The organism is Micromonospora sp. NPDC006431 (genome assembly GCF_042870725.1).
Lineage (GTDB): Bacteria > Actinomycetota > Actinomycetes > Mycobacteriales > Micromonosporaceae > Micromonospora.
This window is the reverse complement of the sequence record NZ_JBIAHQ010000016.1, coordinates 119,029-136,023: the sequence shown is the minus strand read 5'-3', so window position 1 is coordinate 136,023 and position 16,995 is coordinate 119,029. Positions and strand designations below refer to the sequence as shown.

At 72.5% G+C, this 16,995-nt stretch carries 15 protein-coding genes; 7 read left to right on the top strand and 8 right to left on the bottom strand.

The genetic code is table 11. The annotated features are described in order from the left end of the window. Positions 1 to 18: 18 nt before the first annotated feature. Positions 19 to 798 carry a lysophospholipid acyltransferase family protein gene (locus ACFYM6_RS24990; RefSeq protein ID WP_387279193.1) on the bottom strand — a complete coding sequence of 260 codons (780 nt, stop codon included), beginning with the start codon at positions 796 to 798 and terminating at the stop codon, positions 19 to 21. 175 nt (positions 799 to 973) lie between these two features. On the opposite strand from ACFYM6_RS24990, the gene ACFYM6_RS24985 reads away from it, so the two are divergent. From ACFYM6_RS24985 to ACFYM6_RS24975, 3 genes are read left to right on the top strand one after another with little or no spacing between them, the layout of a single operon-like run. Further along, positions 974 to 2,386, top strand: coding sequence for a cytochrome ubiquinol oxidase subunit I (locus ACFYM6_RS24985; RefSeq protein WP_387279191.1), 1,413 nt, complete (start codon positions 974 to 976; stop codon positions 2,384 to 2,386). Between the two features lie 14 nt (positions 2,387 to 2,400). Further along, entirely contained in the window at positions 2,401 to 3,399 is a 999-nt protein-coding gene (gene cydB / locus ACFYM6_RS24980) for a cytochrome d ubiquinol oxidase subunit II (RefSeq protein ID WP_387279189.1), read from the top strand. A 57-nt stretch (positions 3,400 to 3,456) separates the two neighbouring features. Further along, a complete protein-coding gene (locus ACFYM6_RS24975) occupies positions 3,457 to 4,494 on the top strand; it encodes an NAD(P)H-dependent flavin oxidoreductase (RefSeq protein WP_387279187.1) in 1,038 nt (345 codons plus the stop codon). A 5-nt stretch (positions 4,495 to 4,499) separates the two neighbouring features. On the opposite strand, the gene ACFYM6_RS24970 is transcribed toward ACFYM6_RS24975, so the two are convergent. After that, positions 4,500 to 5,180, bottom strand: a complete 681-nt coding sequence (locus tag ACFYM6_RS24970) for a hypothetical protein (RefSeq protein ID WP_387279185.1) — start codon at positions 5,178 to 5,180, stop codon at positions 4,500 to 4,502. Positions 5,181 to 5,337: 157 nt separating this feature from the next. Here ACFYM6_RS24970 and ACFYM6_RS24965 point away from each other — a divergent pair, with 157 nt between their 5' ends. Then, complete coding sequence (locus ACFYM6_RS24965; RefSeq protein ID WP_387279183.1) at positions 5,338 to 6,066, top strand: SDR family oxidoreductase; 729 nt, start codon at positions 5,338 to 5,340, stop codon at positions 6,064 to 6,066. A gap of 55 nt (positions 6,067 to 6,121) precedes the next feature. On the opposite strand, the gene ACFYM6_RS24960 is transcribed toward ACFYM6_RS24965, so the two are convergent. The 3 genes from ACFYM6_RS24960 to ACFYM6_RS24950 all read right to left on the bottom strand — a co-directional run bounded on the left by ACFYM6_RS24960 (position 6,122) and on the right by ACFYM6_RS24950 (position 9,025). Continuing rightward, complete coding sequence (locus tag ACFYM6_RS24960; RefSeq protein ID WP_274534520.1) at positions 6,122 to 6,247, bottom strand: hypothetical protein; 126 nt, start codon at positions 6,245 to 6,247, stop codon at positions 6,122 to 6,124. After that, positions 6,244 to 7,656: an OFA family MFS transporter gene (locus tag ACFYM6_RS24955; protein ID WP_387279181.1), complete on the bottom strand. Its 1,413-nt coding sequence runs from the start codon at positions 7,654 to 7,656 to the stop codon at positions 6,244 to 6,246. Before ACFYM6_RS24955 ends, ACFYM6_RS24960 begins: the two co-directional genes overlap by 4 nt. A gap of 124 nt (positions 7,657 to 7,780) precedes the next feature. After that, entirely contained in the window at positions 7,781 to 9,025 is a 1,245-nt protein-coding gene (locus ACFYM6_RS24950; protein WP_387279179.1) for an MFS transporter, read from the bottom strand. 475 nt (positions 9,026 to 9,500) lie between these two features. On the opposite strand from ACFYM6_RS24950, the gene ACFYM6_RS24945 reads away from it, so the two are divergent. The 3 genes from ACFYM6_RS24945 to ACFYM6_RS24935 all read left to right on the top strand — a co-directional run bounded on the left by ACFYM6_RS24945 (position 9,501) and on the right by ACFYM6_RS24935 (position 13,054). Continuing rightward, positions 9,501 to 11,288, top strand: a complete 1,788-nt coding sequence (locus tag ACFYM6_RS24945) for a CocE/NonD family hydrolase (protein WP_387279178.1) — start codon at positions 9,501 to 9,503, stop codon at positions 11,286 to 11,288. A gap of 495 nt (positions 11,289 to 11,783) precedes the next feature. Next, the gene (locus ACFYM6_RS24940) at positions 11,784 to 12,803 is read left to right on the top strand and encodes a tyrosine-type recombinase/integrase (protein WP_387279176.1); all 1,020 of its coding nucleotides are present in this window, start codon (positions 11,784 to 11,786) and stop codon (positions 12,801 to 12,803) included. Positions 12,804 to 12,853: 50 nt separating this feature from the next. Continuing rightward, entirely contained in the window at positions 12,854 to 13,054 is a 201-nt protein-coding gene (locus ACFYM6_RS24935; protein WP_143193875.1) for a hypothetical protein, read from the top strand. Positions 13,055 to 13,060: 6 nt separating this feature from the next. Here ACFYM6_RS24935 and ACFYM6_RS24930 read toward each other — a convergent pair whose 3' ends face one another. The 3 genes from ACFYM6_RS24930 to ACFYM6_RS24920 all read right to left on the bottom strand — a co-directional run bounded on the left by ACFYM6_RS24930 (position 13,061) and on the right by ACFYM6_RS24920 (position 16,980). Beyond that, complete coding sequence (locus ACFYM6_RS24930; protein ID WP_387279174.1) at positions 13,061 to 13,552, bottom strand: DUF6194 family protein; 492 nt, start codon at positions 13,550 to 13,552, stop codon at positions 13,061 to 13,063. Between the two features lie 198 nt (positions 13,553 to 13,750). Further along, positions 13,751 to 15,490, bottom strand: a complete 1,740-nt coding sequence (locus ACFYM6_RS24925; RefSeq protein WP_387279173.1) for an ABC transporter permease subunit — start codon at positions 15,488 to 15,490, stop codon at positions 13,751 to 13,753. Beyond that, positions 15,487 to 16,980, bottom strand: coding sequence for an ABC transporter substrate-binding protein (locus tag ACFYM6_RS24920; RefSeq protein WP_387279171.1), 1,494 nt, complete (start codon positions 16,978 to 16,980; stop codon positions 15,487 to 15,489). Before ACFYM6_RS24920 ends, ACFYM6_RS24925 begins: the two co-directional genes overlap by 4 nt. Positions 16,981 to 16,995: the final 15 nt, after the last annotated feature.

Sequence of the window (16,995 nt, the reverse complement as noted above, 5' to 3'; positions counted from 1 at the left end):
GGGCGCTCAAGCGCCCGGTCACCGGCCCGGCCGGCGGCGACGGTGGGCGCGAGCCGTGTCGGCCGGGCGGCCGGGGTCGACGTGGCGGGGCCAGTACGGTTCGTCGGGGCGCAGCCGCGCCAGGTTGTCGGTGATCGCGTCGATGATCCGGTCGGTGGCCCGCCGGGCGGCTCCGGGCGTGCCGGGATTCAGGTGGCTCAGGACCACCGGGGTGCCGAAGTGCACCCGGATCACCGGTCGCCGCACGACCGCCCGGGCGACGGCGCGCAGCAGTCCCTTGGGCGCCCGGTACGGCAGCACCTCGTGGGAGCCCCACTGGGCGACCGGGACGACGGGGGCGCCGCTGGCGAAGGCGAGCCGGGCGGCGCCGGTCTTGCCGCGTTCGGGCCACATCCCGGGGTCCAGCCCGATGCGCCCCTCCGGGTACAGCAGCACCACCGAACCGCCGGCCACGGCCGCCGCGGCGGCTTCCAGGGACTGGTGCACGGCGCTGGTGCCCCGGTCGACCCGGATGTGCCCGGCGCGGCGCATCAGCGGGCCGACCACCGGGGCGCGGAACAGCCCGCCGGTGGCCATGATCCGCGGGGCGACGCCCCGGGACCGGCAGGCGGCGGCGAGGACCACGGGGTCGAAGGGGTTGATGTGGTTGGCGGCCAGGATCAGCGGCCCGTGGCGCAGGTCGGCCGGCACCTCGCCGGTGACCTCGAGGCGGCCGAGCAGGCCGACGACGCCGCGGGCGAGCAGCTGCGCGGCGCGCCACAGCAGCGGCGCCCGCCAAGGGGTGGTCGCGGTGTCCATCAGGGCTGGATGGTCGCACGCGTCGGGGTGGGCGCGAGACCCGATCCCGGGCCCGGCGGCACAGGTGATCAAGGTCATTGGTCCCGGGCCGGTTCAGGGCCGCCGGCCCTGCCGATTCGTCTACGACGCCGAGTAGTATTACTACGTCTCGTAGTACGCACGGCTGGGGGTTTCCGTGGACGCGTTGGACGTCGCCCGCTGGCAGTTCGGTGTCACCACCGTCTACCACTTTCTCTTCGTGCCGTTGACCATCGGCCTGTCCGTGCTGGTGGCGATCCTCCAGACCATGTGGCACCGCACCGGCAAGGAGCGGTACCTCAAGCTCACCAAGTTCTACGGCAAGCTCTTCCTGATCAACTTCGCGATGGGTGTGGTCACCGGCATCGTGCAGGAGTTCCAGTTCGGCATGAACTGGTCGGACTACTCCCGCTTCGTCGGCGACATCTTCGGCGCGCCGCTGGCCATCGAGGCCCTCGTCGCGTTCTTCCTCGAGTCGACGTTCATCGGGCTGTGGATCTTCGGCTGGGACCGGCTGCCCAAGAGGCTGCACCTGGCCGCCATCTGGGCCGCCGCGATCGGCACCAACCTGTCCGCGTACTTCATCCTCGCCGCGAACTCGTTCATGCAGAACCCCGTCGGATACCGGGTCAACCCGAGCACCGGCCGCGCCGAGCTGACCGACTTCTTCGCCGTGCTCACCAACAAGGTCGCCCTGATCACCTTCCCGCACACCCTGTCCGGGGCGTTCCTGGTCGCCGGGTCACTGATCGTCGCCGTCGGCCTGTGGCACCTCATCGGCAACCGCGGCAGCGCCGACACCGACGCCTACCGCTTCGCCACCAAATTCGGCTCCTGGGTGGTGCTCGTCGCCTCCGCGGCGGTGCTGTTCACCGGCGACATCCAGGGCAAGATCATGACCGAGGTGCAGCCGATGAAGATGGCCGCCGCCGAAGGCCTCTACACCACCGAGAGCCCCGCCTCGTTCTCCGTACTCACCGTCGGCAGCCTCGACGGCAGCCGCGAGGTCTTCGCCCTCAAGATCCCGTACCTGCTGTCGTTCCTCGGCACCGGCGACCCCAACGGCACCGTGCAGGGCATCAACGACCTGCAGGCCCAGTACGCCGCCCAGTACGGTGCCGGCAGCTACACCCCGATCATCCCGGTCACCTACTGGAGCTTCCGCTTCATGATCGCCCTCGGCCTGGCCGCCGCCGCGATCGCCCTGATCGTGCTCTGGACCCAGCGCAAGGGCCGCACCCCGTCGAGCCGGTGGCTGCTGCGCGCCGGCCTCGTCATGCCGCTGCTGCCGCTGCTGGCCAACTCCTTCGGCTGGATCTTCACCGAGATGGGCCGCCAACCGTGGATCGTCTTCGGCGAGATGCTCACCCGCAACGGCGTGTCCCGCACCGTCTCGCTGACCGAGGTGCTCACCTCGTTCACCGCGTTCACCCTCATCTACGCCACCCTCGCCGTGGTCGAGTTCAAGCTGCTGGTCCGCTACGCCAAGGCCGGCGTACCCGACCTCACCCCGCAACCCGCCGACGACGACACCGACGACGCCGAGCGCCCGCTGGCGTTCGCCTACTGACCCCGGAGCCCATCGTGGAACTGACCACCGTCTGGTTTCTCCTCGTCGCCGTGCTCTTCACCGGCTACTTCATCCTCGAAGGCTTCGACTTCGGCGTCGGCATGCTGCTGCCCGTCCTCGGCCGCGACGACCGGGAACGCCGCGTCCTGATCAACACCATCGGCCCGGTCTGGGACGGCAACGAGGTCTGGCTGATCACCGCCGGCGGCGCCATGTTCGCCGCCTTCCCCGAGTGGTACGCCACCCTCTTCTCCGGCTTCTACCTGCCGCTGCTGCTGATCCTGCTCGCCCTGATCGCCCGCGGGGTCGCCTTCGAGTACCGGCACAAGCGCCCCGAGGCGTCCTGGAAGCGCCGCTGGGACCAGGCCATCTTCTTCGGCTCGCTGCTGCCGGCGATCCTCTGGGGCGTCGCCTTCGCCAACATCCTGCGCGGCGTGCCACTGGACGCCGACCACGAGTACGTCGGCGGCCTGCTCGACCTGCTGCACCCGTACGCCCTGCTCGGCGGGGTGACCACCCTGGGCCTGTTCCTCACCCACGGCGCGGTGTTCCTCGCCCTGAAGACCACCGGCGACATCCGCGCCCGCGCCGGCGCCCTGGCCGTCAAACTCGGCGCCGGCACCGCCGTGGTGGCGGTGGCCTTCCTGGCCTGGACCCTGTCCGTCCGCTCCAGCGCGGCCGCCGTCGTGCTCGCCGCCGGCGCCGCCCTCGCCCTGCTCGGCGGTGTCGCCGCCGCTCGGGTACGCCGGGAAGGCTGGGCGTTCACCGGCACCGCCGTGGCGATCGGCCTGGCCGTGGCGACCCTGTTCGCCGCGCTGTTCCCCAACGTGCTGCCGTCCACCCTGGACGCCGCCGGCACCCTGACCGCCAGCAACGCCGCCTCCACCCCCTACACCCTGAAGATCATGACCTGGGTGGCAGTGGTGTTCACCCCGATCGTGCTGGCCTACCAGGGCTGGACGTACTGGGTGTTCCGCAAGCGCATCGGCGTGGCCAACATCCCCCAACACTGAGCCCGGACGCTTGGCCGGGGTGACCCGTCGCCCCGGCCCCGCGCATACAGTTAGCCGGTGACCGACGCACCGTGGACCCGCCTGTCCGGCAGCGCGAACCCGCTCGTCGGCGCCCCGATGGGCGGCGGCGCCACCACCCCGGCCCTGGTACGCGCCGTCACCGCGGCCGGCGGCTTCGGCTTCCTCGCCGCCGGCTACAAGACCCCCGACGCGGTCGCCGCCGACCTGGCCGACCTGTCCGCCACCGGCACCCCGTGCGGGGTGAACCTGTTCGTGCCCGGACCCCGCGAGATCGACGAGACCACCTTCCGCCGGTACGCCCGGCAGATCGCCGGCGAGGGCGAACCGTACGGCCTCGACCTGGCCGACGCGCCGCTGGTCCACGACGACGACCACTGGCCCGACAAAATCGACCTGCTGGTGCGGCACCCGGTGCCGCTGGTCAGCTTCACCTTCGGGCTGCCCGACCCGGCGGCGCTGGCCGCGCTGCACCGCGCCGGCTCCCGGGTGCTGGTCACCGTCACCTCGGTCGCCGAGGCGCTCGCCGCCCGCGACCTCGGCATCGACGGGCTGGTCGCCCAGGGCACCGAGGCGGGCGGGCACAGCGGCACCCACACCCCACGCCGGCCCGCCCCGCCCACCTCCACCCGACCACTCGTCCGCGACGTCGCCGCCGCCACCGGGCTGCCCGTGGTGGCCGCCGGCGGCGTCGCCGGCCCCACCGACGTACGCGACCTGCTCGCCGCCGGCGCGGCCGCCGTGGCCGTCGGCACGCTGCTGCTGCGCACCGACGAGAGCGGAGCCAGCCGCACCCACCGCGACGCCCTGGCCGACCCGGCCCGCACCAGCACCGTGCTCACCCGCGCCTTCACCGGCCGACCCGCGCGGGGCCTGCGCAACACCTTCATCGACCGGTACGAGCCGACCGCCCCGCTCGGCTACCCCGAGCTGCACCACCTGACCCGGGGCATGCGCGCGGCGGCCGCCGCCGCAGGCCACCCCGGCCGGGTGCACCTGTGGGCCGGCACCGGCTACCGGCACGCCGGCACCGGCCCGGCCGCAACCGTGGTCGAACGGCTGACCGCCGCGCTCTGACCGGCCTAGTGCGCCTCGCGCAGCTCCGCCAGCCGGGCCTCGATCTCCGCCAGCTCCGCACGCAGCTTCTCCGCCTGCTGCTCCGCCTCCGCCCGCTCCGCCGCCAGGATCTGCTCCACCGCCTCCTGCACCCCCGGCACGTCCACCAGCGCCACCATCCGCAACGCCTCCGCCGGCTTCACCACGTACGGCTTGGCAAGGGCCTTCGCGCCCTGCTGCGCCGCCACCGTCCACTCACCCTCGGCGTACGCCAGGGTGACCGTCAGCCCGGCCGGGCTCTTCGGCTTCGCCGCCTTCACCGCCCGACGCGCCGGCTTGGCCTCCACCTGCTGCTCCACCTTCGGCTCCTCCCGGCGCGGCGCCGGCACCCGCGGCGTGTCCAGCACGAACTCCGGCTCCGCCGGCGCCGGCGGCTCCTCGACCTCCGGCTTCGGCTCCGCCGGCTTGCGGCCCGCGCCGCGCGGCGCGATCGCCACGTCGGCGGGGGAGAAGGGCAGCTCGTCGCGGCCGAACCGCACCACCACGAACTCCTCGGACACCTCCGGATCGGTCAGCTCCACCACCTGGCCGGCCTGACCCGCCATCTGACCCGCCGCCGCCGTGAACACCACCTTCGGTTTACGGCCCGCGGCCAACGCCTCCCGAATTCCCTGCACCTCGTCAGTGGACAAACCCTGGCCCGCCATCACACGCCCTCTTCCGTACACACGTTTGATTGCAGCCTTGATACCAGCCGGCTGCGACACGACGAAGATCAGCCCCCCGTGTGATCTTCCCCTCCCCGCCGGCCAGGGCCGGCCACGGTAACGTCGGCCCAGCAGCCACAGCAGGGGAGAGGCAACAGTGGATCCGGTCACCGTCGTCACCGGCGGCAGCCGCGGCATCGGCGCCGCCACCGCCCGCCGCCTCGCCGCCGCCGGGCACCACGTCGCCATCGGCTACCGCCGCGACCACGACGCCGCCGCGGCCGTCCTCGCCGACATCCACGCCGCCGGCCGCCAAGGGGTCGCCGTGCCCGCCGACACCACCGACCCCGACCAGGTCGCCGCCCTCTTCGACGCCGCCGCCGACCTCGGCCCCCTCACCGGCCTGGTCAACAACGCCGGCGTCACCAGCCCGATCGGCCCGTTCACCGAGCTGCGCGTCGACGACCTGCGCCGGGTCGTCGACGTCAACCTCATCGGATACGTGCTGTGCGCGCAGCAGGCCGCCCGCCGGATGACCCGCGGCAGCGCCATCGTCAACGTCTCCTCCGCCGCCGCCACCCTCGGCAGCCCCGGCGAATACATCCACTACGCCGCCGTCAAGGCCGCCACCGACACCCTCACCGTCGGCCTGGCCAAGGAACTCGCCGCGCAGGGCATCCGGGTCAACGCCGTCGCCCCCGGCATCATCCGCACCGACATCCACGCCCTGTCCGGCGTACCCGACCGGCCCGACAGCGCCGCCGGCCGCATCCCGCTCGGCCGCGCCGGCGAACCCGACGAGATCGCCGGCGCCATCGCCTTCCTCCTCGGCCCCGACGCCTCCTACACCACCGGCGCCGTCCTGCGCATCGCCGGCGGCCTCTGACCCCACGCGCGCGCGGCCCTGCGGCAGCACGCCCCGGGCCGCCCGTCCCGATGCCTCAGCTGGTGAACAGCTTCGCCGCGGTGATCACCGTCTGCACCACCCCGTAGCCCAGCAGCACCGACACCACCAGCCAGGAGACCACCAACCGGGCCTGCTGCCCCCGCGGGTTGCCCTCGCTCATCGCGTACCGCTCCTCTCCGCCACCACATCCTCGACCACGTCCCGGCCCGCCGCCGGCTCGTGGAACCGCTGCGGCACCGGCCGGATCAACAGGTTCGCCACGAACCCCACCGCCAGCACCCCGACCATCGTGAACAACGCCGGCCGGTACGCCGCCGCCGTCAACGTCCCCGGCTTGCCCTGGGCGTCCAGGAACCCGTTCACGATCAGCGGCCCGGCGACCCCCGCCGCCGACCACGCCGTCAACAGCCGGCCGTGGATCGCCCCCACCTGGAACGTGCCGAACAGATCCCGCAGATACGCCGGCACCGTCGCGAACCCGCCCCCGTAGAACGACAGGATCACGCACGCCAGCAGCACGAACAACGCCGTCGCCGCGTGCCCGACCACGGCCAGCAGCACGTACAGCACCATCCCGACACCCAGATACACCAGATAGATCGGCTTACGGCCGATCACGTCCGACGTCGACGACCACACGAACCGGCCGCCCATGTTGAACAGCGACAGCAGCCCCACGAACCCGCCGGCCGCCGCCACCGACACCGATGACGTCCCACCGTCGCGGAAGAAGTCCTGGATCATCGGGCTGGCCTGCTCCAGGATCCCGATACCAGCGGTCACGTTGCAGAACAACACCACCCACAGCAACCAGAACGACCGGGTCTTCACCGCATTCGCCGCCGACACGCTCGCCGTGGTCACCAGCGGCTTCGCCGCCACCCGCGCCGGATCGAACCCCGCCGGCCGCCAGCCCGCCGCCGGCACCCGCACGTTGAACACCCCGAACATCATGATCACGAAATAGCCGACGCCCAACGTCACGAACAACCACACCAGTGCCGCTCCCGACGCCGTCGAGGCCGCGTTCGCCGGGTCGTACCGCGCGTCGTAGAACGACAGCAACTGCCGGGACAGGGGAGAGGCCACCATCGCCCCACCACCGAACCCCATGATCGCCAACCCCGTCGCCAGACCCGGCCGGTCCGGAAACCACTTGATCAACGTGGAGACGGGGGAGATGTACCCGATCCCCAGACCGATCCCACCCAGCACCCCGTACCCGAGATACAGCAGCCACAACTGCCGCGTCGCGATGCCCAACGCACCGACCAGGAACCCGGCCGCCCAGAAACACGCCGACACGAACATCGCCTTCCGCGGCCCGCTCGCCTCCACCCACGTGCCCGCCACCGCCGCCGACAACCCCAGCATCACGATCGCGATGCTGAAGATGACCCCGACCGCTGTCTGACTCGCCCCGAAATGAGCGATCAGCGAATTCTTGTACACGCTCGTCGCATAGACCTGCCCGATGCAGAGATGGATCGCCAACGCCGCCGGCGGAATCAGCCAACGGCTGTACCCCGGCGGCGCGACGGTGTGCCGACGATCGAGTGCGGAAAGCATGCTGCTTCCTCCCGGGAAGAGGCCGAGAAACGTCGCCCCTACATGCCCCCACCGCACTCCGCACCCAAACCCACCACGCGCCGGACGGTCGAAACCGTGAGCCGAACGGTCGGGGCGCTTCCGCTCATGGCGACATCGTGGCGGATCGCCGGCGCCCCTGACCCACCATCGCGATCCAGGAAGCCACGGCAGCGGCCAGCGGGGCGATCAGCAAGCCGAACACTGGCCGCCCCACCGCATCCACCAGCGCCCCGCCCGCCGCCGCACCACCCGCACTGCCGACCGAGAACGCGGTCGCCGCCCAGGCGAACGCCTCCGCCACCGTGCCCGCCGGTGCCGCCTCGTCGATCACCACGAAGGCGATGGTCAACAGCGGCGGCAACGCGACACCGCTGACCGCCATCAGCACCAGCATCACCGCTGGCGCCGGAGTCAGCAGCAACGGCAGGTAACCGACCGCGAACACGCCGATGGCGCGGGGGAGCGTGGCGTGCCGGCGCAGCCCGGCGAAACGCACGTACAGCAGGCCCCCGACCAACGCCCCGGTCGCCTGCGCGGCCAGCAGCCAGCCCGCCCAGGACCTGGCTCCGGCCGACTCGGCGTACCCGGCCACGGCGACGGTCACGCTGCCCACCGCCGCGCCGACCAGCAACAGCGCACCGAGAGTCAACCGCAGCCGGCCGGCCCGCAGCGGCCCCGCCCAGTGTCGCGGCGCCGGCTCGCCCCGCCAGCGCCGCACCGCGTCGGTCGTGGCGAACCAGACGGTGCCGACACCCTGCACGAGCGCAGCCGCGGCCAGACCACCGGCCGGACCGACCAACCCGACGGCGCCGAGCGTGACCACCGGACCAAGAATAAAGATCACTTCCTGCACGGCGATGTCCAGGGTGTACGCGGTCTGCACCTGGTGCGGGGGAAGCAGGTCGCGCCAGAGCACCCGCAGGCACGACTCGAACGGCGGCGCGCCCGCCCCGGCCAGCCCGGCCGCGAACACCGTCACCGCAAGATTGACGTGCGCGGCGGTGAGCGCGAAACCGACCGTCGAGGCGGTCATGGCCAGCCACAGCACCGGAGGCTGGCGCCAACGGTCCGCCATGCGGGCGAGCATCGGCTGCCCGACCGCGGTACCGGCGGTGAACGCGGCGACCAGCAGGCCCGCCACGGTCAGCGTCATCGTCTCCCGGGCGAACACCAGCAGGGCGAGCGGAGCCGCGCCGAGCGGAATCCGGCCGAGCATGCTGGCCGCCAGGACCCGGGCAGTCCGTGGCGCGCGGAGCACCGCCGCGGCCGAGGTGTCGGCCGGGCGTGGAGGGATTGCGGAGGAACCGCCCGCGGGCGGGATCAGGTGGGTGTTGTCGGACACGGGCATGACGAGACGCTCCCGGGAGGTGGGGAATTGACCGGACGGTGGGCGCAGGAGCAGGCCCGGTCAGGGAGCGAAGTCGGAGCGATCGTGGTCGCTGCCATACAGCGGCAGGTCCGGCGTGGTCCAGCGACCGTACGCGGCGGCGACGGCTTCGAGGGGGACCACGCGAGCAGTCTACGTCCCGACGCACGCGTGAGGAACCGGTAACCGAAGCCGACGAACTCGCCGGAACAGTCGGTACAGCACGACATCTGTCGTAACGGACAAGCGGCCCTCCGCTACGGATGGTCATTGACCCGCTCGATCAATATCGATCACGCTGTATCAACCATGTGTCTCTGGAGCTGACGGAGGTAGGGGCATGGGAGTTGTGCGGCGATTGCTAGCCGTCGGAACTGTCGTCGGGGTGGTGATCATGGGTGCGCCCGCCTCGGCGAGCGCGACAGCGGACACACCCGGGATCGTCATCGAAAACGGTGTGACCCAACCGGTCTTCTCGTACGCCGAGGCGGTCCAGGAGGTCGTCTACGTCGAGGCGCCGATGGACAGTGACGCCGACGGCCGCCGGGATCTGATCGAGGTCGACGTGATCCGGCCAGCCGAGACCAAGGCGGGCCTGCGGGTGCCCACCATCATGGAGGCCAGCCCGTACTACGGCCGGGACCCCGGCGACCCACTGCCAGACAAGACCCGCGGATTCCCCGGCTGGTGGGACGAGTACTTCGTCCCCCGGGGCTACGCCGTCGTCCAAGTGGAGATGCAGGGGACGTCGCGGTCCTTCGGCTGCCCGACCACCGGCGGACCCGAGGACACGATCAGCATCAAGGCCGTTGTCGACTGGCTCAACGGCCGCGCGCCGGGCTTCCACCACGACGGCAGCGCGGCGGTCGCCGACTGGAGCACCGGGAACGTGGGGATGCAGGGCGTGTCCTACGTCGGCACCCTGCCCAACGCGGTCGCCACCCAGGGCGTACCCGGCCTGCGGACCGTGGTGCCCATCTCGGCGATCTCCAGCTGGTACCGGTACGTGAACGACCAGGGGATCGCCTGGTCGACCTGGAGCGAGAACGTCAACTTCCGGTACACCGAGTACCTCGCCGACTACGTCTCCACCGGCCGGACGCTGCCGGGTGCCGCGTCGGCGCCGGCCTGCGAGTCGGTCATCACCGGGCTCGGCGACGCCGAGCAGGCCAGCGCCTCCGACTTCACCCCGTTCTGGCAGCAGCGGAACTACCTGCCCGACGCCAACAAGATCAAGACAGCGGAGACGTCCGTGTTCATGGTGCACGGTCTCACCGACTTCAACGTCAAGACCATGCACTTCGCCGATCTGTGGCGTGAGGTCGAGAAGCGCCAGATGCCGCGCAAGATCTGGCTCCACCGCGGCGCGCACGTGAACCCGACCAGCTTCCGGCTCACCGAGTGGCAGGCGGTCATGCACAGGTGGATGGACCACTGGCTGTACGACATCCCCAACGGGATCATGGACGAGCCGATGGCGGACATCCAGCGTCCCGACGGCACCTGGGAGACCCACTCCACCTGGCCGGACGCCGCCGCCGAGAAGGTGGACCTGCGCTTCGGTCCGACGATGGCCGACGCGGCGGGCACCCTGTCGCTCAACGCGCCGAAGGGCAACGCCTCGCAGAGCTTCGTCGACCAGATCGAGTCGCAGGCAGTCAAGATCGGTAACGCGGAGCAGACCAAGCCTGGCCGGCTCGCGTACGTGACCCCACCGCTCGCTACGGACGTACGCCTCTCCGGCACGCCGGAGCTGGCGGTCCGGATGTCGACGACGGCCGAGACGGCGCTGCTGTCGGCCCTCCTCGTCGACTACGGCGCGGGACCGACCGTCACCGTGGCGGGCAAGGAACCGCTGGAGGTGGTGCAGGAGTCCTGCGAGCCCGCGGACCTGGCCGATCGGACCGGGTGCGCCGAGCCGATGGAGGCGAGCGTCGCGATCACGCCGGAGCGCGTCCTGGCCTGGGGCCACATCGACGTGAAGAACTCGCCCGACCTTCGGCGGAGCCACGCCCTGACGCCGGGCGAGGAGTACAACGTGCGGTGGAAGACCCTCCCGTCCGAGCACGTCATCCCGGCCGGACACCGGATCGGCGTCGTCATCACCGGCAACTACAACGCGAACCCGACGTCCAACCGCCCGGCGCGCGACGCGGCCGCGGTGGGCAGCCAGGTCACCGTGTACCTGAACGGCAGTGCGCTGACGCTTCCCGTCGTGGGGGGCACGGGCCGCCTGGGCTTCTGACCAGGCGTTGTTGACTGCCTGAACGAGCGGTCCCTCACCTCGGTTGCCCTGGTGAGGGACCGCTCGCCAGGTGACGCGTCAGGCCTCCGGCAGGCGTTACGCCCCGCCTGATCCTGCTTCCGCTGACACTCGATAATGTACATTATGTCAAGTAACGAGGGTGAGCCCTCTCCTGCCGGGGGTTCGGCGCCCCGGCGCCCTGACGATCCGGTGGTAGGCGCTCGTGCCGGAGCCGCCGGGCCGCGGCTAGGACTGGTCGCAGCTCAACTGGCGTACACCCGCCCGCATGACCGTGCGGCGAGCGATCGTCTGTTCGTCGCCCCGCTGAGCTGGTTCTATCTGGCGCGCGGGCGGCCGGCCGAGCCCGGCGCGACGCGGCCGGGTCGCCATGCGAAGCGGCTCCAAGGCCCGTCGGCGGCACCTGACGTTATCTGCGCCCCTTCCCTACCCTTGTCCACCTGCCCACGGACGTGAAAATCGTGCATAATATGCCTTATGCATGACAAACCGGACGAAGCGGTAGCGCAACTGATCGAGGAGTTCCTGACCGCCCGGGCCACCCGCAAGCCCTCCCCCCACACCCTGGCGGCGTACCGGCGGGACCTCGCCACCGTCGCGGCCCTGGTCGGCGAGGACGAGACCACTCCCCTCCCCCTCGATCAACTGCCGATCACCGCCCTCTCCCCCCGGGTCATGCGGGCGGCGTTCGCCCGGTTCGCCGCCCCGCGCGCCGCCGCCTCCGTACACCGGGCCTGGTCCACCTGGAACAGCTTCTTCACTTTTCTGGTGGCGGAGGGGGTCGTACCGGGAAATCCGATGCCGGCGGTGGGGCGGCCCCGCACCCCGCTCCCCCAGCCCAAGCCGCTGCGCGGCGAGGACACCCCGGAGGAACTCCTCGCCGCGGTGGCCCGGGACGACGGCCGGCAGCGCGACCCGTGGCCCGAGCGCGACCTGGCGGTGCTGTCCCTGGCGCTGTGCGCGGGCCTGCGCCTGTCGGAGCTGCTGGCGTTGCGGGTGGCGTCGTTGGCCGGGCGGCCCGGCGAGCGGCGGGTGGACGTGGCGGGCAAGGGCGGCCGCCCCCGGACCGTGCCCATCGAGTCGGGTGTGGATCGGGTGCTGGCGGACTACCTGGACAGTCGCCGACGCCGATTCGGCGCGCGAAGCGTACGGCCGGACTCGCCGTTGCTGGTGGACCGGCGGGGTGAGCCGTTGCGTCGGGGTGGCCTGCAGTATCTGGTCGAGTCCTGCTACCGGCGGGCGGGGATCGGTGACCGGGTGCCGCGGGGGGCGCGGCTGCACGCGTTGCGGCACACGTTCGCGACGCGGTTGGCGGAGGACGGGGCGAGCGCGGCGGAGATCATGCGGTTGCTGGGGCATGCGTCGTTGGCGTCGTCGCAGACGTACATCGAGGTGACGGCGGGTCAGCAGCGGGCGGCGGTGCGGTCGAACCGCACGAATCGCGCGTTGGCGGTGCTGGTGGGTGGGCGCGGCGACGATTCCCGATCGGGCGGGTGAGCTTCGCCGGTTCGGGGTGTCGTCGGGGGCTGGGGCGTGATGCTGCACGTATGCGAGAGGTAGCTGATGTCCCGATCGTGGGTGGGCCGGCCGACGGGCGTACCGCGACGGTTGAGCTGGACGATCGCGGGGACCCGCCGGCCGAGTTGCATCCGGGAGAGGTCGACGTGGTGGGCGATGGCCTGTACGTGCGGGAGCCGGTGGTCGGCGCGGGGCCGCCGTGGACGTACCACTGGCAGGCGGCCTCGTGACCCCGGTCAGTGGCGGCGGTCGAGGGTGCGGCGGTGTCGTTGCCGCGCCCGTTCGTGGGCGTGGGCGAGCAGCCGATCGGTGTCGGTCAGGCTGGCGGCGCCGGGGTTGAGTACGCACGCCCATCCGTGGGTGCCGTAGACGGGGTGGGGCAGGATCTCGTCGAGGACGGTGGCGTCGAGTGATGGCCGGTGGTCGGTGAACCGGGCGGGTGGGTAGCCGAAGCGGCGTTCGAACTCGGTGCGGCCGAGGTCGAGGTTGAGCCGGTAGACACCGGGCCGGTCGAGCTGGGAGTCGTCGTCGAAGCCGGGCATGTCGTGCTCGCCGAGGGTGGCGAACGGTCGGCGGCGGTCGTCGCCGACGTGGAAGAAGCGCCATCCCCAGCTCGCCGGCGGGGCGCCGGAGCCTTCGTCGGCGACGACGACGGTGACGTCGGGTAGGGCGAGGATGCGGTCGGCGATCTGGTCGGCGGTCGGGGTGGGTACGGCGGTGGGCGTCATGACTTTAACCGTATCGTTGAACCGCCCTGTGAGGCTTTTCCGCTGTTCGGCCGGTGAATTCCGGCTAAACCTTCAAACTGCGGGCATGGCCAGGCGGCGCGGGTGGGAGCGGGCAGCGTGCGGCAGCGCCGGTACGGGCCGGACGCCGCCCGGGCTGCGCGGGCGGGCGATGCTGGTGGCGTCCGGCCGTCTCGCCGACTAGCTGGTGGCGGGGCGGGGCCGGCTCCCGTGCGTGCCGATGGTGGTGGCGGTGGTGACGGCGAACGCGCCGAGCAGCGCCAGTGCGGTGGCGGGGGCGAGTGCGGCCCAGGGGGCACGTTCGACGTATGGCATGGCTTCGGCGAGCAGGAGTCCCCATTCCGGGGTGGGTGGCTGGGCGCCGAGTCCGACGAAGCTGAGGGAGGCGATCGCCAGCGCGGTCCCGGGTAGTCGCAGGACGGCGTGTCGGGTGACCGCGGGCAGCACTCCGGGCAGCACCTGGGTGCGGAGGATGCGGGTGGGGCTGGCGCCGAGCATCCGGCTGGCCTGTACGTGGCCGCTGGCGCGTTCCTCCTGGACGAGGGCTGCGGTGTGGGCGGCCAGTGGTGCCCAGGCGGTGGTGGCGACCGCGATGGCGGCGCCGGTGGTGCTCGGCCCGAGGGCCGCCGCGACCAGCAGCCCGGCGATCACGGGCGGCAGGGTGTTGGCGACCTCGACGGCGCCGGTGGACAGTCGCGGGAGTAGGCCGGCGGCCAGGCCGGTGAGGAGGGCGAGGGCGCTGACGGCGGTGGCGGTGCCGATGGTGTGCAGTGCGCCGTGGCCGAGGCGGGCGAGGATGTCGCGGCCGAGCGCGTCGTGGCCGAACGGCGCGTCGAGGGTGGGCCCGGTGAGGCGGAGGTTCAGGTCGACGGTGGTCGGGTCGCCGGTGAGTCCGGCCAGGGTGGTTGCCCCGAGCAGGCCGGCGAGAATGGCCGGCAGCAGCCAGCGGCGGTGGTGGGTGGGCGGGTCCGGTGGCGGTGGTGCGGCGATCGCCGCGGCGGTGCGGGCCGGTCCGAGGGCCAGCCGGTGGGCCGTGGCGGCGAGCGCACCGGCCGTGGTGGCGACGGCGAGCAGTGTCAGCACGGCGCCTTGCAGCAGGGGCAGGTCCTGGGCGGTGGCGGCGCCGAGGGCGACGCGGCCCAGTCCGGGGATCGCGAAGAGGAGTTCCACGGCGACGGCGCCGCCGACCAGGCCGACGACGACGAGGGCGAGTTGCGGGAACAGTGGGGGCAGGCAGCGGCGTAGGGCGCCGTGGGCGAGGGTCCGCCAGGGCAGGCCGGCGGCACGCCAGGTGCGTGCCCAGGGTTCCCGGTACGCCCCGGGCAGGGCGTCGTCGGCGAGCCGGCCGAGCAGCCCGCCGGCGGGGATGCCGAGGGCGAGCGCGGGCAGTACGAGGTGTGCGGGGGTCGACCAGCCGAACGGTGGCAGCCACCGCAGCCAGACCGCCCCGGTGAGCAGCAGCAGCGTGCCGAGTAGGAATTCGGGTACGGCGGCGAGGGCGGCGCCGGTGCCGCCGGGGCGGGGTCGGGTGTGTCCGTGCCTGAGGCGGCGGCTGGTGAGCAGGGCGGCGACGGTGAGCGCGACGGCGAGGGCGGCGCCCATGAGGGTCAGCGACACTGCGAGGGCCTGCCACACGGTGGGGGCGACGGGGTGGCCGGACACCCACGAGGTGCCCAGGTCGCCGTGGGTGAGTCCGGTGAGCCAGCGGCGGGACAGCGTCAGCGGGCCGTCGTCGAGGTGCAGCCGGTCGCGGATCGCGGTGAGCGCGGCGGGGTCGGGTTCGCGTTCGCCGTACTGGGCGCGGAGGATGCTGCGGGCCGGGTCCCGGCCGGACAGCCAGGGCAGCACGCTGAGCAACGTCAGGAGCGCGGCGGCCGCGGCGAGTCGGGAGGCGGCGGTCAGCGTCGGGTGGGCGGTCATCGGGTGACGCGGGTGGTGCGGCCGACGAGGAGTCGCTCGCGGGGGTCGAACACCGCGTCGACGACGCCGGGCCGGTTGCCCTGGATGACGCGTTCGTGCAGCAGCGGCACGGCGGCGTCGGTCTCCAGGATGGTCTTCTCGGCGGCGAGGATCCGGGCGCGGCGGGTGGTGAGGTCGGCCTCCGCGCCGGCCCGGTCGACGGCCCGGTCGACGGCGGGGTCGCACAGTTGGGCGATGTTGAAGCCGCCGTGGCAGGTGAAGTCGCTGGTCAGGTAGGCGACGGGGTCGCCGGAGTCGAGCATGGTGGCGCGGGAGAGGACGAACGCGTCGAAGCGGCCGGCGAGCGCGTCGGCCTCGATGTGGGCGTATTCGCGGACCACCTGCTGGACGGTGAAGCCGGCGGCCTGCAGGTGCTGGGCGAGGGTGGTGGCGACTTCGGGCAGTTCGGGGCGGTCGCTGAAGGTGGCCAGCACGATCTTCCGGCCGGCTGCGGGGGTGGCGGGATGCTGGGCGCGGGCGGGTCGGTCGGCCGTCCAGGGCAGTGCCGGTCCGAGCAGCCCGACGGCGGGGTCGGCGCGGTTCTCGTAGACCCCGCGGACGAGGTCGTCGCGGCGGATCGCGGCGCGGGCGGCGGCGCGGACGGCGGGGTCGGTGAACGGCCCGTGTCGGGTGTTGAGGTAGAGGGTGTTGGTGCGGGGCATCGCCACCTCGCGGTAGGTGTCTGCGGGGAGCAGCATCGCCTGGGCGGCGGGCACCGCCTCGACGATGTCGGCGGTGCCGGTGCGCAGCGCAGCGGTGCGGGCGGTGCCGTCCGGGACGAAGGACACGTCGATGCCGGGCGCGGCGGCCGGCCCGGCCCAGTGCCCGGTGAAGCGTTGCAGGGTCGCGCCTTGCGTGCCGTGGAGGTGGGTGAGCACGAACGGGCCGGTGCCGGCTTGCCGCGGGTCGACGGTGTCGCCGGTGTACGCCTTGGCGGCCAGGATGGACAGTTGCGGGCTGGACAGGCGCTGCGGCAGCAGCGGATCCGGTGTGTCGGTGCGCACCACGAGCGTGGCCGGTCCGTCGGGGGTGACGGTGAGTTCGATGCCGTCGAGGATGCGTGGTTTCGGTCGGGCGGTTGCCGCCCGGGTGATGGAGTGGGCGGCGCGTTCGGCGTCCAGGGTGGTGCCGTCGTGGAACCGCACGCCGTCGCGCAGGGTGAACCGCCAGGTCCGGTCGTCGGTGTGGGACCAGGACAGGGCCAGGGAGGGCTGGGGTGTGCCGTCGGTGTCGAGGGTGGTGAGTGCTTCGGCGACGCCGAGGCGGGAGAGTTTGAAGGCGTCGTCGCTGAGCGGGGACAGCGCGGCGCGCGGTGGCAGCAGCATGACGACGCGCAGCCGCTGCCCCATGGTGTCGTTCGAGGTGGGGCCGGCGAGGCAGCCGGCGGCGGCGAGGGTGACGAGCGCGGACGAGATGGCGGCGGTGCGTCGGATCGGGTGCGGTACGGGCATGGGGCCTTCCTCAAC